The 23,648-nt window shown below is 65.1% G+C and carries 25 protein-coding genes and 1 tRNA gene; 20 read left to right on the top strand and 6 right to left on the bottom strand.

Features of this window, described 5'->3' with window-relative positions; genetic code table 11:
- Positions 1-8 precede the first annotated feature (8 nt).
- The 19 genes from J7I79_RS13810 to J7I79_RS13720 all read left to right on the top strand — a co-directional run bounded on the left by J7I79_RS13810 (position 9) and on the right by J7I79_RS13720 (position 17,973).
- Positions 9-1,460, top strand: a complete 1,452-nt coding sequence (locus tag J7I79_RS13810; RefSeq protein ID WP_214953983.1) for a hypothetical protein — start codon at positions 9-11, stop codon at positions 1,458-1,460.
- Positions 1,461-1,519: 59 nt separating this feature from the next.
- Entirely contained in the window at positions 1,520-2,149 is a 630-nt protein-coding gene (locus J7I79_RS13805) for an endonuclease VII domain-containing protein (RefSeq protein ID WP_214953981.1), read from the top strand.
- A 23-nt stretch (positions 2,150-2,172) separates the two neighbouring features.
- On the top strand, positions 2,173-3,081 hold the full coding sequence (locus tag J7I79_RS13800; RefSeq protein ID WP_214953979.1) for a hypothetical protein: 909 nt from the start codon (positions 2,173-2,175) through the stop codon (positions 3,079-3,081).
- 71 nt (positions 3,082-3,152) lie between these two features.
- Positions 3,153-3,656 (top strand): hypothetical protein, encoded by a 504-nt coding sequence (locus tag J7I79_RS13795; RefSeq protein WP_214953977.1) that lies wholly within the window; start codon positions 3,153-3,155, stop codon positions 3,654-3,656.
- Positions 3,656-3,955 carry a hypothetical protein gene (locus J7I79_RS13790; RefSeq protein WP_214953975.1) on the top strand — a complete coding sequence of 100 codons (300 nt, stop codon included), beginning with the start codon at positions 3,656-3,658 and terminating at the stop codon, positions 3,953-3,955. Before J7I79_RS13795 ends, J7I79_RS13790 begins: the two co-directional genes overlap by 1 nt.
- Positions 3,956-3,966: 11 nt before the next feature.
- The gene (locus J7I79_RS13785; RefSeq protein WP_214953973.1) at positions 3,967-4,257 is read left to right on the top strand and encodes a hypothetical protein; all 291 of its coding nucleotides are present in this window, start codon (positions 3,967-3,969) and stop codon (positions 4,255-4,257) included.
- A 16-nt stretch (positions 4,258-4,273) separates the two neighbouring features.
- Positions 4,274-5,266 carry a phage tail tube protein gene (locus J7I79_RS13780; protein ID WP_214953971.1) on the top strand — a complete coding sequence of 331 codons (993 nt, stop codon included), beginning with the start codon at positions 4,274-4,276 and terminating at the stop codon, positions 5,264-5,266.
- 67 nt (positions 5,267-5,333) lie between these two features.
- Positions 5,334-5,849, top strand: a complete 516-nt coding sequence (locus J7I79_RS13775; protein ID WP_214953969.1) for a hypothetical protein — start codon at positions 5,334-5,336, stop codon at positions 5,847-5,849.
- A gap of 161 nt (positions 5,850-6,010) precedes the next feature.
- Entirely contained in the window at positions 6,011-6,433 is a 423-nt protein-coding gene (locus J7I79_RS13770) for an HK97 gp10 family phage protein (RefSeq protein ID WP_214953967.1), read from the top strand.
- An 18-nt stretch (positions 6,434-6,451) separates the two neighbouring features.
- Positions 6,452-9,775: a phage tail tape measure protein gene (locus J7I79_RS13765; RefSeq protein ID WP_214953966.1), complete on the top strand. Its 3,324-nt coding sequence runs from the start codon at positions 6,452-6,454 to the stop codon at positions 9,773-9,775.
- A gap of 16 nt (positions 9,776-9,791) precedes the next feature.
- Positions 9,792-10,457 (top strand): hypothetical protein, encoded by a 666-nt coding sequence (locus J7I79_RS13760; protein WP_214953964.1) that lies wholly within the window; start codon positions 9,792-9,794, stop codon positions 10,455-10,457.
- Between the two features lie 2 nt (positions 10,458-10,459).
- On the top strand, positions 10,460-12,208 hold the full coding sequence (locus J7I79_RS13755; protein WP_214953962.1) for a hypothetical protein: 1,749 nt from the start codon (positions 10,460-10,462) through the stop codon (positions 12,206-12,208).
- 296 nt (positions 12,209-12,504) lie between these two features.
- On the top strand, positions 12,505-13,458 hold the full coding sequence (locus tag J7I79_RS13750) for a phage distal tail protein (RefSeq protein ID WP_214953960.1): 954 nt from the start codon (positions 12,505-12,507) through the stop codon (positions 13,456-13,458).
- Between the two features lie 9 nt (positions 13,459-13,467).
- Entirely contained in the window at positions 13,468-14,580 is a 1,113-nt protein-coding gene (locus tag J7I79_RS13745; protein WP_214953958.1) for a hypothetical protein, read from the top strand.
- A gap of 9 nt (positions 14,581-14,589) precedes the next feature.
- Positions 14,590-15,603 carry a tail fiber domain-containing protein gene (locus J7I79_RS13740; protein ID WP_214953956.1) on the top strand — a complete coding sequence of 338 codons (1,014 nt, stop codon included), beginning with the start codon at positions 14,590-14,592 and terminating at the stop codon, positions 15,601-15,603.
- A 12-nt stretch (positions 15,604-15,615) separates the two neighbouring features.
- A complete protein-coding gene (locus J7I79_RS13735) occupies positions 15,616-16,506 on the top strand; it encodes a hypothetical protein (protein ID WP_214953954.1) in 891 nt (296 codons plus the stop codon).
- Positions 16,491-16,916: a hypothetical protein gene (locus J7I79_RS13730; protein ID WP_214953952.1), complete on the top strand. Its 426-nt coding sequence runs from the start codon at positions 16,491-16,493 to the stop codon at positions 16,914-16,916. Before J7I79_RS13735 ends, J7I79_RS13730 begins: the two co-directional genes overlap by 16 nt.
- A complete protein-coding gene (locus J7I79_RS13725; protein WP_214953950.1) occupies positions 16,913-17,704 on the top strand; it encodes a hypothetical protein in 792 nt (263 codons plus the stop codon). The genes J7I79_RS13730 and J7I79_RS13725 overlap by 4 nt, the downstream gene beginning before the upstream one ends.
- Before the next feature lie 2 nt (positions 17,705-17,706).
- Positions 17,707-17,973 (top strand): hypothetical protein, encoded by a 267-nt coding sequence (locus tag J7I79_RS13720; protein WP_214953948.1) that lies wholly within the window; start codon positions 17,707-17,709, stop codon positions 17,971-17,973.
- A 66-nt stretch (positions 17,974-18,039) separates the two neighbouring features.
- Here J7I79_RS13720 and J7I79_RS13715 read toward each other — a convergent pair whose 3' ends face one another.
- The 6 genes from J7I79_RS13715 to galU form a co-directional block, all read right to left on the bottom strand.
- Positions 18,040-19,227, bottom strand: coding sequence for a site-specific integrase (locus J7I79_RS13715; protein WP_214953946.1), 1,188 nt, complete (start codon positions 19,225-19,227; stop codon positions 18,040-18,042).
- Between the two features lie 88 nt (positions 19,228-19,315).
- Positions 19,316-19,388, bottom strand: a tRNA-Ala gene (locus J7I79_RS13710).
- A 58-nt stretch (positions 19,389-19,446) separates the two neighbouring features.
- Entirely contained in the window at positions 19,447-20,247 is an 801-nt protein-coding gene (locus tag J7I79_RS13705) for an SDR family oxidoreductase (protein ID WP_214953944.1), read from the bottom strand.
- Positions 20,248-20,269: 22 nt separating this feature from the next.
- Positions 20,270-21,235, bottom strand: a complete 966-nt coding sequence (locus J7I79_RS13700; protein WP_311380580.1) for a hypothetical protein — start codon at positions 21,233-21,235, stop codon at positions 20,270-20,272.
- Positions 21,236-21,401: 166 nt separating this feature from the next.
- Entirely contained in the window at positions 21,402-22,019 is a 618-nt protein-coding gene (locus J7I79_RS13695) for a GNAT family N-acetyltransferase (protein WP_214953942.1), read from the bottom strand.
- Positions 22,020-22,025: 6 nt separating this feature from the next.
- Positions 22,026-22,931, bottom strand: coding sequence for a UTP--glucose-1-phosphate uridylyltransferase GalU (gene galU / locus J7I79_RS13690; protein WP_214953940.1), 906 nt, complete (start codon positions 22,929-22,931; stop codon positions 22,026-22,028).
- A 98-nt stretch (positions 22,932-23,029) separates the two neighbouring features.
- Here galU and J7I79_RS13685 point away from each other — a divergent pair, with 98 nt between their 5' ends.
- Positions 23,030-23,626: a 5-formyltetrahydrofolate cyclo-ligase gene (locus tag J7I79_RS13685; RefSeq protein ID WP_214953938.1), complete on the top strand. Its 597-nt coding sequence runs from the start codon at positions 23,030-23,032 to the stop codon at positions 23,624-23,626.
- The last annotated feature ends 22 nt before the right edge of the window (positions 23,627-23,648 follow it).

The raw sequence follows: 23,648 nt of genomic DNA, 5'->3' as shown, positions 1-23,648 counted from the left end.
CTCCCGCCGTGAACCACGACGAAACCACCCTCGAAACCCTCGCCCTGATCAAGGCCCAGACCGCCGGCGTCACCTCCGGCACCGGCATCGTCGGCGTTGACCTCAGCGAACTCGTATCGCTCATCCCGGTCAACACCCCGTTCCTTGACTCCATCAGCCGCAAAGCCGCCACGGACGGCGCCAAGTTCTGCCAGTGGCGTGTCCTGACGGACATCAACAACCTGCAGGCTGACCCCGGCACCGCGTTCGACTACGCCGCACCGCTGGCGCTGCTGAACGAGCTCGACGTCTCCGCACCCTACGGCAAGATCGGTTACGGCTACACGGTCACCGAAGACGCCATCGACTTCGCCAAGGGCTACGCCAACGCGCACGCCATCGCGGTCATGAACGCCATGAACCAGTACAAGATCGGCGCCGACCGTAAGCTCCTCGGCGGCCAGGTCTTCGCGCTGCCGACCCCCGCCACCCCGGTCACGTCCACCGCGACCACGGGCGGCACCGTCGCAGCCGCAACCTACCTGATCAAGGTAGCGGCCCGGACCCTGTCGAACTTCAACTACGGCGGCTCCACCATCGCCTCCGCACAGGCATCGCAGGCCACCACGGGCGCGACATCCACCCTGACCGCGACCGTCGCCGCCGTACCAGGTGCCGTTGCCTACGACTGGTACGTCGGCGGTTTCTACCAGACCACGACCACGGTCAACAAGATGGTTTGGACCACGACCCCGGCCGGTTCCAACCAGCCCGTCCCGAACATCCCCGGCATTTACGGTGTCGCACCGACTGCCGTTCCCGTCGCGGACACCTCGGCGAAGGCCACGGACTTCAACGGTCTGCTCGCCACCCTCGCCGGTGACTACGCAACCGGCGGCGCAACGGGCCTCGTGACCCGCGGCTCCGGCACCAGCTCGGGCGCAACGTTCCAGTCCCTCGACGGCGCCGCGTTCACCAGCTCCGGCCAGTCCATCAACGAACTGGACGCCCTGAACGCTGCCCTGTTCAACAAGATCCAGGCATCCCCGACCCGCTACCTGCTCGCCTCGCAGGAAGCGAACAGCATCTCCAAGCTGCTGCTCTCCAGCGCCGGTGGCGGCACCACGTTCCTGACCCCGAACGACAACGGCCGCAACAACATCACGGCCGGCGGCTACATCGGCTCGTACATCAACAAGGCAGCCGGAGGCGTTCCGGTTCCGCTGTTCGTTCAGCCGAACCTCGCACCGGGCACCCTGATCGCGGCATCCGACTCCGGCGCGGCTTTCGCCGGGGCGAACATCTCCAACACCCTGGAACTCCGCGACCTGCGCAGCACGCAGGACTACCAGTACGCCACCAACCGCGCAGCAGGCGCAGGCGGCGGACCCCGCAACGACGGCGAGGTCTACTCGACGTCCGCGCTGATCAACCGCGCCCCTGTGGCGTTCGGCGTGCTCAGCTGTATTGCCCCTAACTGACGCCGACTTTTAGTGCTTCCGGTGCGCGGTTTACGTGTTTCCAGTGATAAAATTGGAACATGGAGAAAGCGTGCCGGAAGTGCGGCGAGGTCAAGTCGCTAGACGAATTTCACAAATCGAGCAACAGCCCTGACGGGCGGCAGTACCGGTGCAAACCCTGCGCCATTTCAGCCGCCCGTCAAAGGGCGCTCGACAACCCGGACGCAAAGCGCGAGGCGGATCGCAAGTATTCTGCGTCCGCCAAGAGTAAGGCCGCACGGAAGGTTCGCCGTGAGGGTCCGGCGGGTGAGCGCATCAAGGATCAGAAGCGCGAGTCCTACTACCGCAATCACGAAAGCAACCTGGATAAGTTGCGGGCCCGTCAAGTTGACCCGGAGTTTCAGGCGAGGGCGCGCGAGCGTATGGCCAAGTGGCTGGCGAGCGATCCTCGCGGCCCTTGGCGCCTAAATATCAAGACCAACTACGGCCTGACCTTGGATGAGTATGACGCCATGGTGCTCCGGCAGGCGGGCCGGTGCGACATCTGCAGCGACCCTCTGGACAACGGGAACATCGACCACTGCCACGCCAGCGGCAAGGTTCGCGCCCTGCTTTGCGGCCATTGCAATCGCGGCCTCGGCTATTTCCGGGACAGCCCCGAAGCGTTGCGTGCCGCTGCTGCATACCTCGAATTACACGGAGTGGCCTAGCCACGCAATCTTAGGAGCCTGGCTTGGCTATCGTCTACACCCAGAACGTGGCACCAAGCACGGTCGTCCCGGCGCCCAACGTCGCCACCTACTCCACCCGCAAAACCTATGTCACCCCGGCCGAGTTCAAAGCCGCACCGACCGGCGTGGACGTCTCCCAGCTGGTACCGAACGGCACCGCCCAGCAACAGGCCGCCGCGCTCGTGATGCAGCTGCAGCGCGCCAGCGCGTACGCGGACAACTTCTGCCAGAAGGTCATCGCCGCGACCGTCGACGTCCAAGCCGGGCAGTATCGGGTGCAGCGTGACGTGGCCCTCGGCGCGGTCATCAAGGTCCCGCTAGACAACACGCCCGTCGTCGCCATCTCAGACATCCGGATCGGCGCCACACCCGGGGCCCTGGCGCTCATCCCCACGCCCGGAAACCTGTGGATCGGCCGCAAGACCGCGACCATCCCCGTCGCCGCCAGTTACGGCACGCACGTCTTCGCCCAAGTGTCCTACGTCAACGGCTGGGCCAACACCGCACTCACGGCTGCAGGGAACCCCGGGACGCTGAGCATCACCGTGGCGTCAACGCTCGGGATCATGCCCGGGCAGCAGCTGAACATCCAGTCCCCGAACAACGCGGAAACCGTCACCGTGGACCCGTCGTTCATCCCGTCGAACATGAACATCAACGCGCTCGTGCCGATCACCACCCCCCTCGTCGGGACCTACGCCATCGGCGACACTGTCACCGCGTTCCCGCAGGACATCAAACAGGCCGTCATCCTCATCGCCAAGTCGCTGATCAAGACCCGCGGTTCCGAGTCCATCGTCATCTCCTCCACCACATCCCAGCCGGACAGCATCGACAAGCTCGAACACGGCGTTACCTCGGATCTGGACATGGCCCTGGACCTGCTCGCCCCCTACCGCCGGGCAGCCTAACCCCCCCCCATTCCGGGAGCCCCGCCACGTGGGGATACGTGCCGGGGCTCCCCCAAACCAGAAGGACCCTCTTGAGCATCACGACTGTGACCGCCGCCATCCGGTCCTTCCTCGCCCCTGTGCCGGGCATCACGAAACTGTACAAAGACGCGCCGTGGGAAATTTCCGGCGACAACTGGCAGACCAACACCCTGCCCGGGACACCGGCGTTCATCCACATCGACCGGTCCACGGAATCCCGGATCAGTCTCGGCGGTGAGCACGGCGGCCACAAAGAGGTCGAATACACGGTCTCCCTCGTGCTGCTCTACCAATACCTCATCCCCTCCGACCTTGGTGACGCTGACAAGGACGTCTGGGTGGACGGGCTCAACACCCTGCTCGACGCGGTCGTGGACCGGATCCGCTCCGACCGGTCCTTCGGGTGCGCGGCGGCCGGGCCGATCTTCGAAGCAGGCAACCAGGACCAAGGCATCCAGATCGCCCGCGACCTGCCCCACTGGGACACCGGCGGCGGCAAGGTCCGGTCCTGGGTCCGGGTCGAATTCAAGGTCACCGAGATCGTGAACGCCTAATGGCCAAGGTCCGGTCCCGGCTGAAGCGCCGCGGGCAGACCGGGCAGAAAGCCTCGAAGTCACGGGCGGCCCGCCGCAAGGTGCAGGTCGAACGCCACTACCACCGCAAGTACGCCGGCGCCAAAGGCAAGGGCTCCACCCCCGTCCGGAAACGCTCCGGCACGGCCTCGACCTTCCGGAAGCAACCGGCGCGGCGCACCACCGTAGCGACGAAGCCCCGCGTGTACCGCAAGCGCATCAGCAAGCCAGCCCCGAAGCAGGCGCCCATCAGCGCCGCATCCTACCTGTCCATGTTCTAGGAGAACCTGCCATGACGAACTACCACTTCACCGGCGCCCACCCACGGGTGCTGGCCGGACTCTCGCAGGGCGTGAACGCCACCATCACCCCGGCCGACGGCGACGCACCCCCGCACGGCGCGACCCTCGAAGCCCGGCTCGGGGACGCCGTCCGCACTGACGAACCGTACGAGCACCCGGAACTCGCTGAGGTGATCGAGGAAGAGCCGCCCGTCGATGAGGACGGCTCCCCGATCCCGGTCCCGAAGCCGCCAAAACCCTCATCGAAGTCCCGCCCGGCGCCCGCCGACCCCACCGAATAACTGAAGGACACCCGACATGCCAACAACACCCCGTCCGGGTAGCCAGCAGTGGCTCGGACTCGCCAAAGAAACCACGTACGGCACCCCCGTCGCCACCCCCACCATGTGGATTCCCGTGGACTCCCCCAAATGGGAACCGAAAGTCACGCCCCTCGTTGACAATGCGCTTCGCGGCTACATGGGCACCGACTACGGCCAGACGCAGGGCATGCGCTACGACGAACTGTCGTACAAGACCATGATCTACGCGGACTCGATCTTCCCGCATCTCATCGCCATCCTCGGCGGCGCCGACACCATCACCGGCGCCGGCGACCCGTACACGCACGCGACGTCCCTGAACAACGCCGCGTCCACAACTCTGAACGGGCAGCCGCCCAGCTACACCGGCTTCCTGTACCAGCTCGACGGCAAGGTTGTGCAGATCCCGGGCATGATCATCTCCGGCCTGAAGATCAGCATCAAAGCCAACACCCTCCCGACGGTGGACGCCACATGGATGGGCCTCCCAGGCGCATTCATCACAGCACCGACGAACACCCCGTCTACGGTCCCGCCGATGCCGCCGTTCACGACCGCCATCACCGTCGGCGGTGTCGCGGCCACGAAGTACAGCGACTGCAGCTTCGACATCAAACGCGCAGCTGAGGCTGTCCCGGTCCTGAACGGCACCCAAACGCCGCTCGCGATCTTCGCCGGGCCCCTGTCGGTGTCCGGTTCACTCCTGGCCATCTACGAGGGCAGCACCGACGTGGACCTTGTGAGGCTCCTCGCGAACACGCAGCCGACCCTGTCCGTCGCCATCTACCAGCAGGGCGACGCCACGCATCCGCTCACCCTCCAGTGCTCCAAGATCGCATACGACTCCTCCGCGCCGGCTGGGTCGAACGGCTCGTACGCCACCATCGCGTCGAACTTCAAGTCGCTCATGAACACCACGGACGCGCTCGACGGGAAGCTCTCCCCGATCAAGGCGACCATCCTCAACGCACAGTCCACCGCCTACTAAACCCCTCCACCGCGGCGGCCGCCCACCACCGGGCGGCCGCCGCACGTATCCCCACAGGAGTATCCCCATGTCTGTCACCGTCACCATCCCCGGCGGCACCGCCGAACTGTTCGAAGCCAAAGAGCTCACCCCGCGCCGCCGCATCCCCGCCAAGGCCCTCCTGTACCGGGCAGATGACCTGCTCACCAAGATCGCCGGCGCACGCAAAGTGACCTCACCCAACGGCGACGTTGACGAAAACCCCGCCCTGCGCGGCGCTGAATACCGGCTCAGCCAGCACGAAGCGGAAACTCTCGAACACCTCCAGTACGCCACAACTTGGGGATGGCTGAAGTCGTGGACCCTCGACATCCCACTCCCCGCCACGTGGGAAGACCTCCTCGACGTCAACTCCGACATCACTGACGCCCTCAACGCGGCAGTCCAGCGGCTCGGCGACACCGACGTGGCCGCCGACTTTGAGATGAGCGAAGAGACGCTCGACAACAAAGAGTCTTTTACTGGCGCCTCCGGATCCTCACCGACGCGATCCGGGGCGAAAGGCAAGCGTCGGAACTCGACCCGGAAACCCGCGACCTCCTAAGGGCCCGGCTCTGGATCAAAACGTACGGCGGTACGTGGGCCGACTACATGAACACCCCCGAATGGGTCATCGAAATGATGCTCCGCGTTGATGACGTATACAAGCAACCCGCGCCCGTACCACTCGGGGCCGACGCCACGCCCACGATCGGCTAGGTCACCATGAGCGATTTCGACATGGACTGGACGGGGATGGACCAGCTGCAGGCGGCGTTCGTGCGGGCCGGCTCCCAAGTGGACGCCGCTGCCCGCGCCAACGTCACCCAGGCGTCCATGATCCTCATCAAGGACGCGCAAGGGAACTTCGAAGGCTCCCACAAGAAGGGTCAGCCGCACGTCGGCGGGAGCAAGCCGAACGTTGTCACCGGCAACCTGCGCCGCTCCATCATGGCCGACGGCATCACGCACATCGCCATGGGCAGTTACGCCACCACGGTAGGCCCGACGATGCGGTACGGCCGTCGCGTCGAACTCGGCCTCGCCCCCACCGGCGCCTACCCCTACTTCGGTCCCGCCGCAGCTGACCTGCGCCACCAAATGGGCTCCATCGCCGCTGCCAACTGGGAGCGGCACATCAAATTCTAAACAGCCTCGGAGGCACCCATGTCACTCCCCCCTGTCGTCATGGAGATCCGGGCCAACGCCGCACAGTTCCTCAGCACACAGGACAAGGTCATTGCCTCGGCCAAGAACACGGCGACAGAGACGGCCGCGGCCGCGCAGAAAGCCTCCGCAGCGTCACGCACCGCAGCAGCTGAAGCTGTCGCCGCCACAGACAAGCGCATCGCCGCTGAAGCCCGCGCCACGGAGGCAGCCAAAAAGGCCAACCAGATGCAGGCCAGCTCCCTCGGCGTCATGACGGAGAAGCAACGGGCCGCCTACGACGCGCAGGTCGCCGGCGCGCAACGCGCCGCCACGGCCGCCGAACTCGCCGGGGCCAAGGAAGCCCAAGCTCAGATGAAGGCCACGGCCGCAGCGGAAGCGTACACCACTGCGCAAGCCAAGGCCGCCGCCGCGGCGAAGTCCTCGCAGACGGTCATGGGCCAACTGACCGCCTCTGCTGAAAAGCATAGTCAGGCGTGGTCCACGGCCGGGACCACTCTGCTCGGCTTCGGCACCGCCGCACTTCTTGGAGTCGGCGTGGCAATCAAGTCTTACGCTGACTTCGACAAACAGATGTCATCCGTACAGGCAGCGACGCACGCAACCGCCACCGAAATGCTCCAGATGCGCGACGCCGCGATTACCGCAGGCGCTGACACGTCGTTCTCCGCCAAGGAAGCAGCGCAGGGCATCGAGGAACTCTCGAAGGCTGGCGTGACCACCGCCGACGTCCTCAGCGGCGGACTCGCTGGCTCACTTTCCTTGGCCGCCGCCGGGGCGTTGGGTGTTGGTGAGTCCGCCGAACTCGCTGCGACGGCAATGACCCAGTTCAAGCTCGGCGGGGAGAAGATACCGCACCTCGCTGACCTCCTCGCGGCGGGCGCCGGTAAGGCTCAAGGCTCCGTGCAGGACCTCGGCATGGCCCTGAAGCAGGGCGGCCTTGTGGCAGCATCCACGGGCCTGTCCATCGAGGAAACCACGGGCGGACTCGCAGCGTTCGCCTCCGCGGGCCTCCTCGGTTCGGACGCGGGCACGTCCTTCAAAACCATGCTCATGGCCCTCACGCCCAACTCAGTAGCCGCAGCCTCCGAAATGGAGAAGCTGGGCATCCACGCCTACGACGCGCAGGGCAAGTTCATTGGCCTGTCGAACTTCGCAGGGAACCTTCAGGACTCCATGAAGGGACTCTCGGCCGAGTCCCGCAACGCGTCGATGAAAATCATCTTCGGGTCCGACGCCGTCCGCGCCGCGAACATCCTGTACGAACAGGGCGCCAAGGGCATTGACGACTGGACCGCCAAGGTCAACGACGCCGGGTACGCCGCCGAAACGGCGGCCATGAAGCAGGACAACCTCGCCGGCGACGTCGAAAAGCTAGGCGGCTCCCTGGATTCAGTGTTCCTCAAGTCGGCGTCCGGGGCCAACGAGGCACTGCGCGGGCTAACCAAGGGCGCGGAAAGTCTTGTCGATGCCATCGGTCAGATCCCGGGGCCCATCCTTCAAGCTGTTCTCGGCCTGACAGGCATCGCAGGCTCCGCAGCCCTCGCGGGCGCCGCCTTCCTCACCGTGTTCCCGAAGATCATGGACGCCAAGAAGGCCTACGACCAGCTCAAGGAATCGAACGATAAAGCAGCCGGTGCACTCGGCGCCGCGGGCAAGGCCGCCGGAGTCGCAGCAGGCGCCTTCGCTATCGCCTCCGCCGGATTGATCCTGATCGCCGCAAACACGGAGAAGGCCAAGACCCCCATGGGGGAAATGACCAAGGCCATGTACGACTTCGCGGATTCATCGAAGGCCGCCGGCAAGGTCCAGGTCGACAACATTTTCTCCAAATGGGACAAGGTATTCGGCAACGCAACCTCGGAAGTGACCGGACTGGACGAAGCCATCAAGCGTTTCTCCAATCAGGACTTCAACATGGCAGTCAACCACTCGGTGGACGGCCTCGCGGGCGCTCTTGGTCAGGCAAAATCCGAAGCGGGGCAGACGGAAGACAAGCTCAAAGGCATCGGTGACACTCTCGGCGAAATGGTTGGCGCCGGCAACGCTGACATGGCCGCTAAGTCTTTCGAGCGGCTCGCCAACAAGTTCATTGAGAGCGGCAAGTCCACCGAATTCGCCCTCGACCAAATGCCCGCCTACAAGCAGGCGCTGATCGACTCGGCCGCCGCCGCTGGCGTGCAGCTCCAAGGTCAGGAGCTCGTCAACTACGCCATGGGCAAGGTCCCTCAGGGGATGCTCGACGCCATGGTGGCAACCAAGAAATACACGGACGCCGCCGGATCCATCAAACCCATCCCGCCGGAGCTGCAGGCTTCCCTCGATGAGGCTGGCGTCTCCGCTGAGGGCCTCGCCACGGACCTTGAGAAGGTCCTCGACGGGATGCTCGCCAGCGGCCTCGCCACCCTCACCACCCGCGACGCGACAACGAAATTCAATCAGGCCACGGAGGAAGCTCGCACCGCCATGGCCGGGCTCGTGAAGTCCAACGTCGACGTGTCGCAGGCCCTGAACGCGACGGGCACCGACTTCAACCTCTCGAGCGAAGCCGGCCAAACCCTGAACGGTAAGTTCCAAGACATTATGCGGTCAGGTATCAACCTGGCCAAGTCTGTTACCGGCACTGGCGTGGATGCTCAGAAACAGGTCCAGTCCGCCATGCAGGGGACGTACGACTCCATGATCAAGGCCGCGGACGGCATGGGCATCAGCGGGCAGAAGGGCATCGACCTGACCCGTGAGCTGCTGAAGATCCCGCCGAATGTGGACATCAAGACGTGGATTGACGAGTACGCGAAGGGCAGGGCTGAGGCACTGATCGGCACGCTCGATAAGGTGCCCCGGCATCTGACGACGTTCATTGATGTCCAGACCAACGCGCAGGGCGCCATCGCAGACTACGCGAACGCTGTGGCGCAGGCGAAGGCTGCGGGCAAGTCCCTCGCGTACGCCGACGGCGGGCTTGTTGCGTTCGCGGACGGCGGCCTCATCGGCGGCTACCCCGGTGGCGGGCTCCTCACGGGGCCCGGCACGGGCACGTCGGACTCCATGATCGCCCGCGTCTCCAACGGCGAGTTCATCGTCCGGCAGGCGGCCGTCGCTAAGTATGGCGTCGGTTTCCTCTCGGCGCTGAACAAGGGCACGCTCGCCCCGGCGTCCGGCTACATCGGTGCGACCGGTTCATCGTCACCGACCGGCATGGGAGCCCCGTCCGGGTCATCCTCCGGCAGCGCCACGCACATCACCAACAACGTCAACGTCCAAACAAACGCCACCGGGGCGGACATCGCCCGGGAAATCGGCTGGGAAATGCGCACTCAATAACTGAAAGGGGTCCCTCGTGACCTTCACCTTCCCCGCGGCAGTCGCTTGGGACCCCATCGGCAAGCAGGCCGTCAAGAACACCTCCTTTCAGGCGTTCGCGACGGCCGACACGGGATTCGTTACGCCGCTGACGATCACGGACACGTTCGGCAACCCGATCCCCGGGAACATCCTGAACTCGGGAACGCAGGGTGTGTTCCCCGAATTTGAGAACGCAACAAACCCGACCGTCGTAATCACCGACCCTTCACGAACCTACGTGTGGACGGTTACCGCTGTCATGGCGGACGCCTCCGTCGCCGCGTTCGTGGGCCAGTCCGGTTCCTCCACCAAGACGGCTGTGAAGAACGCCATCACCGATGAAATCAACGACCCCACCAGCCCGGCAAGGGTCTCGCTTTCTGCCACTTATGCCGGACTGATTCAGCTCGCCAAGAACCCGGATACGCTCATCGCTGGTGCGGTCACGGTGGACGGTTCGGACCTTGTGACGAGCGCCGCCGTGCTGTGGCCGGACGGTTCACCGGGGACGCTGACGATCACCGCCAGGCACGCCACCGGGGCAGTCAACGCCTACAACATCACCTACGGCTCGCCCGTAACCAAGACCTTCACGCAGCCGACGATCACGCGGAACTCGAACGGCGCGGCAACCAACGTTCCTCAGATTGTGGTGAGCTAACTATGGGAATCCTTGACGCGCCAACGATAGCGAAAGACTCCACCGGGCGGCGGCTCGATTCGTTCGCGGTCGCCCCGGCGCCTGTCGGGCAATTCGAACTTCAGCCGATCTGGGTCACAGGCCACTCGTGGTTCGGGAACAACGCCAACGCGACCCCCGGTGCCCGGTTCTTCGAGCGGGTACAGAAGCGCCTCGGCATGGGGACCATAACCAACAAGGGCGTCTCCGGCCGCACCGCTGGCGACATGGCGAACCTGACCCTGGCGGGCGCCAACTCGTGGACGCTTCGGTCCAAGGCCCTCGTGATGATGTGCTGCACCATCAACGACGTGACGATCTTCGACGGCTCCGCAGCGGCCCGCCGGCACTACTCCCACGCGTGGCGGTCAATGCTCGCCACGATCACCGCCAACGGCTCCATCCCAGCGAACACCGCAAGCTTCGTGTACTCCTCCGGCTGGACCACGGAAGCTGTCGTCGGCACTAGCGGATCGGCGCAGGGCGCGACGGCTAACTCGACCGGTGGCACCCGCTGGACGACCAGCACAACCGGGAGCTACTTTGAGTTCACCTTCACCGGCACCGATGTGGACGTGTTCCTCGTGGCACGCACGGCCGGGGCCGGGCTGGCGACCTTCACTGAAGGCGGCACCGCACGCGGCACCCTTGACCTGACGGCAACCATGGGGCAGGACACGCCCGCAGTCCACAAGATCCGCGGCCTCAGCGCAGGCACGCACACCATCCGTGGCACGCTCACGTCGGGCGCTTCCCTCACGGTGGACTCGTACCGCATCCCGTCCACCGCGCCCGTCCCCGTCCTGGTACTGGGTGAGCCGCAGGTCATCCCCGCAGTGGGCGACCAGTCCACATACCTCGCGGACGTCGAGCTCCTGAAAACGGACCTCGCTGTCGTGGTGGCCGAGTACCCGTCAGTGAAGTACCTGGACCTGAACACGACGGGCTGGGACACCGCCACCATGCTCGTGTCGGACGGAAAGCACCCGCAGGACTGGGGCTCCGCATGGATCGCGGACAAGGTTGTTTCCAAACTGGCAGAGTTCCCGTTCTCGACCGGACTGAACGTCCTCGCAGCGTCCTACCCGTCCGCCTACGCAGCACCGGCAGGGCCGACTGTCCCAACAGGAGGCAAGGACGGCACCGGCTCCGGGCCTATGACCGTCGTTGCAACGGACGACTTCAACCGGGCCGACGCCTCCACCCTTGGCACCACGACAACCGGCTCCAAGACATGGTCCGTGCTGCTCGGGACCGGCGTCAGTGCGGCAACGGCGGGCATCGCATCTAATGTTGCGAAGATCCTCTCCCGCACCGCATCGTCTGGCTGGGCTGTCGCGGCAATCGACACGGGCGCAACGAACCACCGCGTCTCCATGAAGCTCGCCAGCACACCCACCAACCTGCACGGCATGATCTTCGCCGCGGTGGACGCCGACAACTTCATGTACGCACTCGCGGATGCGTCAGGCGCGGGCTGGACAATTAAGCGGGTAGCGGCCGGCGCAGTAGTTGCGGGCGAGACGGTCACACCAGGAGGCGTGCCGGTCGTCGGTGATGTCGTAGAGGTGGACATCTTCGGCACGAGCGTGTCACTGCGCGTCAACGGTTCGCCGATCTACAGCGGCACCCACGCGAACCGGCCCAACGGCTCAAAGGTTGGATTCGGTCAGGCAACATCCAGCGCGTTCACCGCAACCTGGGACGACCTGACCGCGTCGATCCCGGCTTAGGAACCGTGGGAAGCGTCCCTGCATCCGCAAGGTAGCCCAGACTGGCCGCTGTAGTCGTACACGTTGTACTGGCAGGCAGCGGGCAGCGTCGGCAGGCCCAGCCATTTGCGGAGCAGGGACGGCCTCCTCGGCTCAGTAACCGACGGATGTTCGCACGCCACGCATTCAGTCCCCATGCACTGAGTATAGGGGTCGGATAAATCCGGTTATGCACCATAACTAAAAACGCTTCACATTCAAGGCCCTCGCCACCTCGGCGGGGGCCTTTGCTGTACCCAAAACCATAGGAGGCTGCTTTGCCCGCCGTCGTATTCGCAGCCGTAACCCTTCAGCAGTACCAGCTGTACATCTCCTCGACCGGCACGATCCTTGGCGCCGGGACGGACGTTGGCCTCATTGCCACTACCGGCCTCCGCGACCTCCCGGACATCCGGCAGGGCGACGTGAATCGCGGGCAGCGTGACGGGGCACTCCCCGGCCTGAACCTCGTTGGCTCACGCACCGTCGGCGTGACGTACCAAATCACCCGGTCCTCGACCACAACCGAGGCTGCCCTGGCGTCCGTCACCGCGGCACACCAAAACGTCATCGACCCGTCCACGATCTGCATGACCGCCGGGGACTACCTCCGGCAGAAAGCCGGGATCGGCGCCGTCAAGCCCGTCTACTCCGCGATGATCCAGCTGCCCAACCGGGCAGACCCTCTGATCTTCTTCGGCCGGCCGGTACGGTTCCGCGCCCCCATCGACGCGGACTTCCAGTACGGCCGCGTCAACATCAACACCGAATGGTCCTGCCCCGACGGGCTGCTTTACGACAACACCGTCATCTCCGGGCAGTGCGGGCTGCCCAACCCAACCTCCGGCGCGACCTTCCCTGCCACGTTCGACCTGACCTTCGGCGCGTCCTCCGGCGGGTCCTTCCAAATGGTCAACACCGGCGCGTACCCGACTGCTCCGTTCTTCACCATCACCGGGCCCGTCGCGTACCCCATCATCACAAACCAGACCACCGGGGAACGGATCAAACTCAACATCGTTCTCGGCTCCACCGACAAGCTCGGCATCGACTGCCAGTCCGGCACGGTCACCCTCAACGGATCCGCGAACCGCAACAACACGGTCGGTATCTCCACCACGTTCTTCCAGCTCGCGCCCGGCGCCAACACCATCGGCTTCGCATCCTCAGACTCGACGGCCGTCACGTCGCAGCTCACCGGGTACGCGCTCCCCGCCTACTCAGTCGCCTAGGAGGAACCCATGGCCAATATCCCCACCATCACAGCCTGGGACCTAAACACCAACACCCTCCTCACCCACCTCCGCGCCAGCCAGCCGACGTACTCAGTCCGCATGAACGACGCTGGCGAGTTCAACCTGCAGATCAACCTGACCGACGCGCAAGCCGCGAAGCAGGCCGCCGTGATCCTGGCCCTCGAAGGCATCCCGTTCAAGGTCGTGTTCTCGCAGGGCACTGATTCGATCCAGTACACGGGCATCGCTTGGAACACGAACATGTCCAGCAAGTCCACGCACCTGACGATCGCTGGTAAGGCGCTCCCGTCGTACTTCACACAGGTCGTGGCAACCAAGTCCTACGACACCACGATCAGCCCCGCGAACCTGCTCGCCAGCGTCATCAACGACACCCAGAACCAGCCCGGCGCGAACATGCGCCTCACGCCCCGGCTGGCCCTGAACTCCCCGCCGGCCCCGATCACACCCTCATACACGGTCAACCAATATGTGACCGCGGCGCAGATCATCGCCGACGCGACGGCCGCCATCACCCCCGGCACGGGCGGAGTGGACTACTACATCACGGACACGTTCGTGAACGGCGCACCGGTGCACACCTTCAACATCGCCGCCCCACGCTGTGGCCGGGACAAGAGCGTCTCGCAGGCCAGCATCGACCTGACCCAGACCATCGACTGGAACTGGCCCAGGAACGCCTCGCAGTCCGGGAACCAAGCCATTGTCGTCGGCGCCGGATCCGGCGGCGTGCAGCCCAAGTCGATCAAGAACTCCACCAAGCCCCGCGGCGGACTCGGGCAGGCGCCCCTCCTGCAAATGGTGTACCAGTTCAACCGGCTCAGCACCCAGCCGGAACTCGACGCGCAAGCGAACGGCCTGATCCAAATGTTCGGCCAGCCCGTCACGGTCCCGGTCATCACGCTCCCTGTTGACTACGCGCCCCTCCCGCTTGGCTCGTTCATCATCGGCGACGACGTGCGCGTCTACTCGCCGCCGTCCCCATGGTTCCCGCAAGGACTGGACCAGTGGTGGCGGATCGCCGCCTACACCGTCACCTACCCGGACGAAGGCGTGCCCACCTACCAGCTCACCCTCAACCGCCCACCCGTCTACTAAAGGAGCCCCGTGGTAAACGCAGTCCTCGGCATGGGGTACGACCTCAGCCAGACCATCGCCAAGATGCAGGCCCAGCTCCGGGACCTCTCCACCCAACCGATCCTCCTCAACGCATCCACCGGGCAGGACGGCGGCAAGGGCCTCACCACCGACAAGGACGGGCTGCACGTCTTCAACCCGGACGGCACCGAAGTCGCCCGCCTCGAAACCTCCGACGGCGCCCTCGTCATGTTCGATGCCTCCGGCAGTGAGATCGCCCGCTACGGCCTGCTCACGCACACCGCCGCCGGCACGTACGGCGCGGAGGTGCTCGTGGGCGCCACATGGGTCCAGCTCGGCGCCCAGACAAGCACCTGGGGCACACTGTCCGGCATCCCCGGCACCTACAACACAGGGAACCAGAAATGGGCGCCTGACGCGCACACCCACCCCGGCGGGGAAGTAACGTCCCGCACGGCCGCCGCGACGGACGCGATCGGCTCGCAGTCCGGCTGGACCAACAACGTCGGCGGAACCAGCTTCTACGCACTCTGGGTGGGTAACGACACCGACTACTCATTCGGCCGCAACGTCTCGAGTATCCGGTACAAGGAGAACGTTCGCGAGCACCGCACCGACCCGGCCAACGTCCTCGGCATCACCCCGGTGATTTACGACCGCAAGGACACGTACCCGCCCGTCCTCACAGCCGACGGCGAACCGGCGGAAGGCCCCGTCCTCCGCGTCATCGGCGCCAAGGGCGAATACGGGCTCATCGCGGAGCAGGTCGCCCAGCACTGCCCCGAGCTCATCTCGTGGTTCGACGGGAACATCGACTCCGTCCGGTACGACCTCCTGTCAGTCCAGCTGCTGAACGTCGTCAAACATCAGGACGCGCAGATCCAAGCCCTCAACCAAGCGATGGCAACCCTGATCCCCGGCTACGCGGCGCCGGGCCCTTCGCCTGTCGCCGCGAGCGTGCCGGCGTCGGCGGCCCCTTCCCCGCAGCCCGAGCCGCTGCCCTACACCATTCAGCCCCAGTAACAGGAGTCCCGCATGGCCTTCAGCGCCGTACCCTACGCACTGCAAAACAGCTCGCACAGTGCGGACCTGTTTCGGCAGGCAGTCTCATCCCTTGTCCCGCAGGGCGGCGTCGTGTCCCCGACGGACCTTGCCGTCGCCCAGACCGGCACGCCCTCCATGAACGTCTCGATCGGCGTCGGCCGGGCATGGGTCCCCGGCACGAACGTCGGCAACGTTGTCGGCGGCAATTTCTCAAAGCAGGCGATGTATTTCGTCCTGAATGACGCCGCCTACACGACCTCCGTGGCAACGTCGGACCCGATCAATCCGCGCATCGATGTCGTCTACGTCGCCATTGAGGATTCCCAGTACGCAGGCTCGACCAACGCGGTCGTGCCCGCTGTCGCTACGGGCGTCCCGGCGTCCGGCGCAACGTACCCGGCGAACGCGCCGGCCATCCCGAACAACGCCATCCCCCTGGCGTGGATCACCGTGGCCGCCAACGCAGTGTCCATCGTGAACGCCAACGTCACCTCCCTCCGCGTCACAGCCATACCGTACTTCGCGTCGGTCATCACGACGGACACCAACTGGTCGTACAGCGGTGGCCTCTACGTGGACCCCTCCCCTACCGGCAAGACCCGGGTGCACCTGAACCTGCGCCTCACGCGTATCGCGGGCGGCTCGGTGGCGCTGACGACCTCCTACATTCAGGCGCTCGACTTCATCCCCGTAGGCCTCCGGCCGGACGGGTACGGCATCACACGGCAATCGGTCCTTCAGTCGTCCGCTGGCGCGGACGTGTGGGGCCTGTACACCCGGCTCGACAAAACCGGGAAGCTGTTCCTCCGCACCGACACCGGCACGACGGGCATTGACGTCAACGAGCAGTTCGAAATCGACATGACATGGCTGCTCCCATGATGCCGGCCTGGATCAGTGACCTCATCACCGTCTCACCCATCCTCGGCGGCATCGGCCTCGCAGGCTTCATCGTCTGGAAAGTCGCTCCCGTCTTCCGCAAGTGGTCCCGGTTCATTGACCGGGTCACCGGCGTTCCCGCAGACCCGAAGACCGGCCAGCACGAGGTGCTTGGACTCTTCGAGCGCATGGACCACCAGGACGCCAAGCTCGAAGAGCACAGCGCGGCCACCACTGCGCAGAGCCTTGAGCTGGCCGAACAGAGCGCCGTCCTCGAAACCATCCGGCACGAAGTCGAGTTCAACAACGGCTCCAGCGTCAAGGACGCCGTGACGCGGATCGAGAAGCAACTCGACGATCACCTCACCCAGCCAACCACCACCATCAACGTCAACCCCGGAGGCCCCGAATGAGGCAGCTCATCACGCCAAACCCGGACATCCCCTGCAAGCCGGGGTGGTGCCTGGCCTACGTCAACGAAGCGTTCGGCGTGCCGAAGAGGTTCGGGTCCGCTACGGACGCATGGTTCGGTTCCACCACCCAGCACCGGAACCGCAACTTCCCCGCGGGAGTCTGGACCCCGGTTTGGTACGGACTGGACACCACCCCGCTGGGGCACGTGGTGCTGCTGGCCCCCGACGGTTCGGTGTACTCCACATCGGACCTCACCAACACCCCGCACCACCACCCCCACCTGGCCGACCTCGAAGCCTACTACGCCTACTACGGGATGACGCTGACCTATCGCGGCTGGACCGAAGACGTTGAGGGCACCCCCGTCATCGGCGGGGACGGCCTCGCCTACATGGGCGAAACCATCACACCAACATCCGAGGAGGATGACATGGCCTACACGCCAGCAGAACTGAAGCAGCTCGTCGCGGAAGGCGTCCAAGACTACTTCCGCCTCAAGGGCGAGTTCCAGGATGGCCGGAACGCCATCGACCACCTGAACCAGATCCGCACGGACGTCGTCTCCGCGAAAACCGTGGCGATGACAATTCCGCAAGCGGTCCTGTTCGACACGAAGGTGGACGGCCGGAACCTGTTCGACTCCATCAAGCAGGTCCGGACGGACCTGTTCGGGACCCGCGGCAACATCGACATCCCGGCACTCGCGAAGGAACTCGCGTCCCAGCTCGAAGCCACGGACATCGCGGCACTCGCCGCGCAACTGCAGATCACTGTGAAAGAAGGCTGACCATGCTGACCGCTATTCTCCGAACCCTCATCCCTGCCCTGTGGGGCAGCTTCATCGCGTGGCTGATCGGAGTCGTGCCACTGCTGTCCCCGTTGGAGTCCCAGCTGGCCGGCCTCGCGGACGTCGCCCTGCCCATCATCACGGCAGTGATCATCGGCGCTTGGTACGCGTTCTGGCGCTGGCTGGAACCGCGCCTGCCGGACTGGCTGACCCGCGCCGTGCTCGGCTCCGCGAAGACGCCGTCCTATGACGGCAAGAACGAAGCTTGACCCCTGAAACGAAAGACCCCCACACGTCCCTCATCGGGCGCGTGGGGGTCTTTTGTCGTTTCCCGGCTATGCCGCGTCTTCGTCGTCCGGATCCTCTGCTGCCTCGATGACGACCTCCGGCACGGCGCCGCCGAGCGCCTTGTGCGCGAACGCCGCACCTTGGAAGTGCGCGTCCGGGAGCAGGTGCGCGTACAGGTCCACTGTGACTTGGATGGAGGAGTGCCCCATCCGGGTGGAAAGCTTGTACATGTCCATCCCGGCCGCCAGCATGATCGCGGCGTGCAGGTGACGGATCGAGTGGACGGTGACGTGCTTTTCCGAACCGATGCCCAGCCCAGCCTCCCGACGCGCTTTCTCCCACGACTTGTTGTAGAACGCTTGGGCGGTGAACTCCCCGCCCTCCCGCATCTGGAACACGGGGCCTCCGCTGACGGCCGCTGCTTCCACGAGCGGGCGCACGGCGGCGACCGTTGACGGGGCCAGCGAGACGCGGCGCCGGGACTTCTTAGTCTTGGGCTCCCCCACGTACCGGCCGCCGGCAGCCGCCAGCTTGTGAGCCTTCGTGATCATCACGAGCGGCGGCGCGGCGTCCAGGTGGAAGTCCTTGGCCATGAGCGGTGTCGCTTCACTGAATCTGCACCCGGCGCCGACGAGGAAGTCAAGGAACGGGTGGAAGTGGCGGTCCGTCCGGGTCCTGATGGCTTTGAAATCTTCGAGGGTGATATCGTCGCCGTCGTCGCCGATCCGGACGTCCTTCGGGAGTCTGACGCCGCTGCACGGATTCCGGTCGATGACTCTCTGCCGCACCGCGGTTTCCATGGCGGCGGACAGGAGCCCGTGTTGCAGGCTGATTGTTTTCGGGCTCCGCGGCCGCAACTCCATCCACTTGATCCAGTCGATCACGCTGTCTTGTGACACCGACTTGACCTTCATCTGCCCGAGGGTCCCGCTGAAGTGGAGCCGCACGGCGTCGTGATAACGCTTGACCGTGTATTCCGTGGTTCCCACGAGCTGGTTGATGTGTGTGGTGATGGATTCGGCGACGGTTGGCCCGTCCGTGTTGGAGTCTTTGTAGACTTTCTCGGCCCGGGCCAGGGACTCGCCGTTCGCTTCGATGAGGCGCTGCCACATTTCGGCTTCTTCACGGGTTTGGTGGGTCCAGCGTTCCTGCTTCCGGGTGTCCCGGTCACGCCATGCGAGCGTGTAACTGTAGGTGCCGTCCTTGCGGGGACCCCTCGCGTGTATCGATGCCATCCGATCATTCTACCGTTCCGTGATAACACTTAGCGGGACTTAGATAACAACATCAATGTTGTATGCCTAGATCTAGGGGCGAAATGGGTGGAGCTAAGGGGATTCGAACCCCTGACCTCTTCGATGCGAACGAAGCGCTCTACCAACTGAGCTATAGCCCCCCGGGCCGCCGCCACTCCTTGGGATGTTCCCCAGGAACAGGCAACCGGTGTCCCTAGGCTACAAACTATCTGCGTGCTTCGCCAGCCAGCTCCCGAATGTCTCGCTTCCGTAGCGCTGCTCCGGGACCAGGTTCCGGCCCTCCCGCAGGAATTTGCCCATGGCACCCGGAAGGGGCAGGTGTAGCAGGCGGCCCCAGGAACCGGTGTGGCGCTTCCAGGCTTCCGCCAAATCCCCCATGGCGATGACTTCCGGTCCACCCATGGTCCGGAGCCTGTGGAGTTCCTGCGCGGGCTCCTCGAGGGCTGCTTCGAGCAGTGCAGTCGCCACTTCAGCCGGCGCGATGGTTTGGAACCGGGCGCCCTTGATCACCGGAATGAGCCCTACTTTGGCGCCGGCAGCGAACAGTTGCACCGGGAGGCTGTGAAACTGCGTCGTGCGCACGGTGACAGTCTCCAAGAGGGACCCCGCATAGACATCCTCCTTGTCCGCCTTGGACCGGTAGAACCGCAGGGGCACCTTGTCACAATTGATGATGGAAAGCAGGACGGCCTTGCGGACACCCGCGGCGTGCGCCGCCCGGAGGAGTCGGGTGCCGCCGTCGGCAAAGTTCCTGAGGGCCCTGCCCGACTTCCCTTCCAGGCAATCAATCACGACGGCGGCGCCGGCCAGCGCGGCCGATAGCCCGTTCCCGGCGGTGACGTCTGCCCGGAAGTAGGTGGCGCCGTCGTTATCCACTGACCTGCCGGAGGCCGGCGGGTTACGGCTGATGACGGAAACCTCGTGGCCCAGCGTCAGCGCTTGGCGGACCACCTCGCGGCCAACCTGTCCGGTGCCGCCGGCAACGCAGATGTGAGTCATGCTCGGGGGCTAAAGTTCACACTCAGGCGCGCCGGCGCTGCAGGACGTCGTCCAGGTTGCTCAAGGCACTCTGCGCCTTGGTGAGGGGCTTGGCAGAGGCCGCGCCGGCTGCCGGAGCTGCCGCCGGACCTTGCTTGAGGGACGGCTTCCCGGCGGCCTTGGGGGCCTCGGGGAGGTCAAGCGGCTCAGGGGCTGCCCGTTCGGCTTTGGCGGCTTCGACGTAGGTGGGTTTGGGAACGTCAACCGGCTTCCAGCTGGATTCGGTGCTGACAGCAGATCCCGGTGCAGTGGCGGTCCGCAGGGCGGTATCGCCCGAGGCCTTGGCCTCGGCGAGGGCAGCCTCACGCAGTTCCTGGGCCGTCAGCGGTTTTACTTTGGGTTTGTTGCCCGCCTCAGCGTCGAATAGCTGGCTTTCCGGGGCGTCCACGGCCGGTTCCCGGGTGGGACGCGGGACAGCAGCGCGCATCTGGCGCTCCGGGGCAGTCATGGCCGCACGGAAGGCCGCATTCATCCTGACGCGCCGGTCCCGCACCGCCAACCGCCGAAGCGACGCCACAGCCAGGACAGCCGTCAGCAGGGACACGACAGGCAGCCACGACCAACCAATCCCGAAGATGAGGAGGACACCCGACACGATCCCGGTCAGCAGGGACACGAACGCCATGAGCGCGATCGCACATCGTCCGTAACGGATCCTAAGTACACCCGGACGCGCCTTCGCCGGCCCCGGGCCGGCGGCGGGGGTCAGGGATCCCTGGGCGGATCCGGTGGCCTGCTTGGTTTCCATTGATTTCTCCTGCTGGGCGGCCATTTTCATGACGTTTCCGGCTTGGGGGGTTGCGGGTTCAGCGAAGTTGAGTTCGGGCATCAGCTCGACGGCGGGCTGCAGCTGATGCCGGCGGTTCCGGAGTACGTACGGGGCCACCCAAACAATCCAGAGCACGACAGCGACCACAAGGATCACTGAGCTGCTAAGGGGGAAGTCCACAATCAAAACCGTATGAGCATTTCGCCCCCCGCACTCGCATTACCTCCGGTGTGTCGCGGGGCAGGTGGCAAATCAATGGATTTATGACGAAGGACACTGCAGCCGACCGTCAGGGCAGCCGCAGGGAGTGCAGCAGGAGCGCGTCAGGACGGGCGGCAAAAAGGGGTCAGGACGGGCGGTTTCTCAACCATCTGGCCAGCAGCCCTTCAGGAATCTCCTCGGCGGTGAGGGCGAAGGACCGGTGGTCTGCCCATTCCCCGTTGATGTGCAGAAACCGCGGCCGGTAGCCTTCGTCACGGAAACCAAGTTTTTCGACCACCCTGAGGCTGGGCGCATTTTCGGGACGGATGTTGATTTCCATCCGGTGCAGCCCGAGCGTGCCGAAGCAGTGATCAGTAACCATGGCCACAGCCGTGGGCGCAATCCCCCGGCCGGCACACGACCTGTCCACCCAGTAGCCGAGCGTTGCCATCATTGCGGAGCCCCAGATGATCGAGGACACCGTCAGCTGCCCAACGATAAGGGGATTGCGCTGCCCCGGCGTCCGCTCGGTAATCACAAACGGCAACGCCGTGGCCTGGGCCGCCTGCGCGTTGAGGGACCTGACCATCTGCCGGTAGTCGGGAAGCGCCCCGCCGGGAGCCGGGTTGGACGCCTCCCAGGGAGCCAGCCATTCGGAGTTGCGGGACCGGACCGCCATCCATTCCTTACGGTCGCGGTACCGGATGGGCCGCAGCACAAGGTCGCCGCATTCCAGCGTCACCGGCCAGATGCTGCCCCGCATGGGCCGTTACTTGACCAGCGAGGCAGTGAATTCCGGCAGCCATTCGCGCAGCCCGGGGCCGAGGTCATCGCTGTCGCAGGCGAGCTGGACGCAGGCCTTGAGGTAGCTGAGCTTGTCACCGGTGTCATAGCGGCGGCCGCGGAACACAACGCCGTAGACGCCGTAGCCCTCACCGGTTCCCGCAGCAAGTTCCTGGAGTGCATCGGTGAGCTGGATTTCCCCGCCCCTGCCCGGCTCGGTACGTTCGAGGACGTCGAAGACGGCGGGGTGGAGGACATAGCGGCCGATCACGGCAAGGTTCGACGGCGCTTCATCGACGTCGGGCTTTTCCACGAGCTTCCTGATCCGCACGAAACCGTTCATGTCGGTTTCGTCGATGTCTGCGCAGCCGTACGCGCTGATCTGGGAAGGTTCGACCTCAATGAGCGCAACCACGGAGCCGCCGGTCTTAGCCTGGACCTCGATCATGGTGCTCAGCAGTTCGTCCCGGGCGTCGATGAGGTCATCGCCCAGCAGTACGGCGAAGGGCTCATAGCCAACGTGCTGCTTGGCCCGCAGCACTGCGTGGCCAAGGCCCATGGGGTCGCCCTGGCGGACGTAATGGATGTCGCCGAGGTTGCTTGCAGCCTGGATGGACTCGAGCTTGGTAGTGTCGCCCTTGGCTTCCAGCATCGACTCCAGCGAGGGAACCCTGTCGAAGTGGTCTTCCAGGGCACGCTTGTTCCGGCCGGTGATCATGAGGATGTCGTTGAGGCCAACGTTGACCGCTTCCTCCACGACATACTGGATCGCAGGCTTGTCCACTACGGGCAGCATTTCCTTGGGCATGGCTTTGGTGGCCGGGAGGAACCTGGTGCCGAGACCCGCAGCAGGAATGACAGCCTTGCGGACGGAAGTATTGGTGGTAGTCACTGGACTAATCTAACGTCAGGGACCAAACATTGGGTAATTGCACGGACCACCCGGTTCCGCCCGCACTGAGGCCTCCGGGCATGGAAGGACAGCCGCTGATGCCATCGAAGGAAGAGATCCGCGCCGCCCACAGAACCGAACGTGCCGCTGCCTCCGCCGCCGGGCTGGAAGCCGCCGGCGCCGGCATCGCCCGCCACGGACTCCAGTGGGCCACCATGGTTGCAGCCGGTGAGCGCAGCACTTTTGCCGCGTACCTGGGAGTGGGATTCGAACCCCCAACCCTCCCGCTCATCGCTGCACTTCACGGGACCGGGCACAGGGTGCTGTTGCCGATCTGCGGGCCGTCGCTCACCCTGACCTGGGTTTACTGGACTCCGACGACCGAATTTGTGCGCAGCAGTTACGCACCCATCGAGGAACCCGTCGGCGAGCAGCACGGCATTGAGGTCATGCACGACGTGGCCGGGATCTTCGTCCCCGCCACCGCCGTGGACCTGTCGGGTAACAGGATCGGCCAGGGCGGCGGCTACTACGACAAGTTCCTGGCGGGGCTGGAGGCAGAGGGCCTGCCGGTGCCTGCGGCAGCTGTGGTCTACGACAGCGAAGTCCTTCAGGCCGGCAGCATCGCCGCAGAGTCCTATGACCGCCGGGTTCCCGTTGCAGTCACCCCGTCAGGCCTCACACAGCTGATGTAATGCTCCCCTGCCGCTGATGATA

Source organism: Arthrobacter sp. ISL-69 (genome assembly GCF_018613775.1).
Taxonomy (GTDB): Bacteria; Actinomycetota; Actinomycetes; order Actinomycetales; family Micrococcaceae; genus Arthrobacter.
The sequence above is the reverse complement of the archived record's forward strand: the minus strand, read 5'-3'. Positions and strand labels throughout refer to the sequence as shown.

What these genes read in the sequence shown, in the direction of transcription:
- J7I79_RS13805 (WP_214953981.1), top strand. Translation starts at nt 1,520, where the DNA reads ATGGAGAAAGCGTGCCGGAAGTGCGGCGAGGTCAAGTCGCTAGACGAA.
- J7I79_RS13790 (WP_214953975.1), top strand. Translation starts at nt 3,656, where the DNA reads ATGGCCAAGGTCCGGTCCCGGCTGAAGCGCCGCGGGCAGACCGGGCAG.
- J7I79_RS13785 (WP_214953973.1), top strand. Translation starts at nt 3,967, where the DNA reads ATGACGAACTACCACTTCACCGGCGCCCACCCACGGGTGCTGGCCGGA.
- J7I79_RS13780 (WP_214953971.1), top strand. Translation starts at nt 4,274, where the DNA reads ATGCCAACAACACCCCGTCCGGGTAGCCAGCAGTGGCTCGGACTCGCC.
- J7I79_RS13775 (WP_214953969.1), top strand. Translation starts at nt 5,334, where the DNA reads ATGTCTGTCACCGTCACCATCCCCGGCGGCACCGCCGAACTGTTCGAA.
- J7I79_RS13770 (WP_214953967.1), top strand. Translation starts at nt 6,011, where the DNA reads ATGAGCGATTTCGACATGGACTGGACGGGGATGGACCAGCTGCAGGCG.
- J7I79_RS13765 (WP_214953966.1), top strand. Translation starts at nt 6,452, where the DNA reads ATGTCACTCCCCCCTGTCGTCATGGAGATCCGGGCCAACGCCGCACAG.
- J7I79_RS13755 (WP_214953962.1), top strand. Translation starts at nt 10,460, where the DNA reads ATGGGAATCCTTGACGCGCCAACGATAGCGAAAGACTCCACCGGGCGG.
- J7I79_RS13745 (WP_214953958.1), top strand. Translation starts at nt 13,468, where the DNA reads ATGGCCAATATCCCCACCATCACAGCCTGGGACCTAAACACCAACACC.
- J7I79_RS13735 (WP_214953954.1), top strand. Translation starts at nt 15,616, where the DNA reads ATGGCCTTCAGCGCCGTACCCTACGCACTGCAAAACAGCTCGCACAGT.
- J7I79_RS13730 (WP_214953952.1), top strand. Translation starts at nt 16,491, where the DNA reads ATGGCTGCTCCCATGATGCCGGCCTGGATCAGTGACCTCATCACCGTC.
- J7I79_RS13725 (WP_214953950.1), top strand. Translation starts at nt 16,913, where the DNA reads ATGAGGCAGCTCATCACGCCAAACCCGGACATCCCCTGCAAGCCGGGG.
- J7I79_RS13720 (WP_214953948.1), top strand. Translation starts at nt 17,707, where the DNA reads ATGCTGACCGCTATTCTCCGAACCCTCATCCCTGCCCTGTGGGGCAGC.
- J7I79_RS13715 (WP_214953946.1), bottom strand. Translation starts at nt 19,227, where the DNA reads ATGGCATCGATACACGCGAGGGGTCCCCGCAAGGACGGCACCTACAGT.
- J7I79_RS13705 (WP_214953944.1), bottom strand. Translation starts at nt 20,247, where the DNA reads ATGACTCACATCTGCGTTGCCGGCGGCACCGGACAGGTTGGCCGCGAG.
- J7I79_RS13695 (WP_214953942.1), bottom strand. Translation starts at nt 22,019, where the DNA reads ATGCGGGGCAGCATCTGGCCGGTGACGCTGGAATGCGGCGACCTTGTG.
- J7I79_RS13685 (WP_214953938.1), top strand. Translation starts at nt 23,030, where the DNA reads ATGCCATCGAAGGAAGAGATCCGCGCCGCCCACAGAACCGAACGTGCC.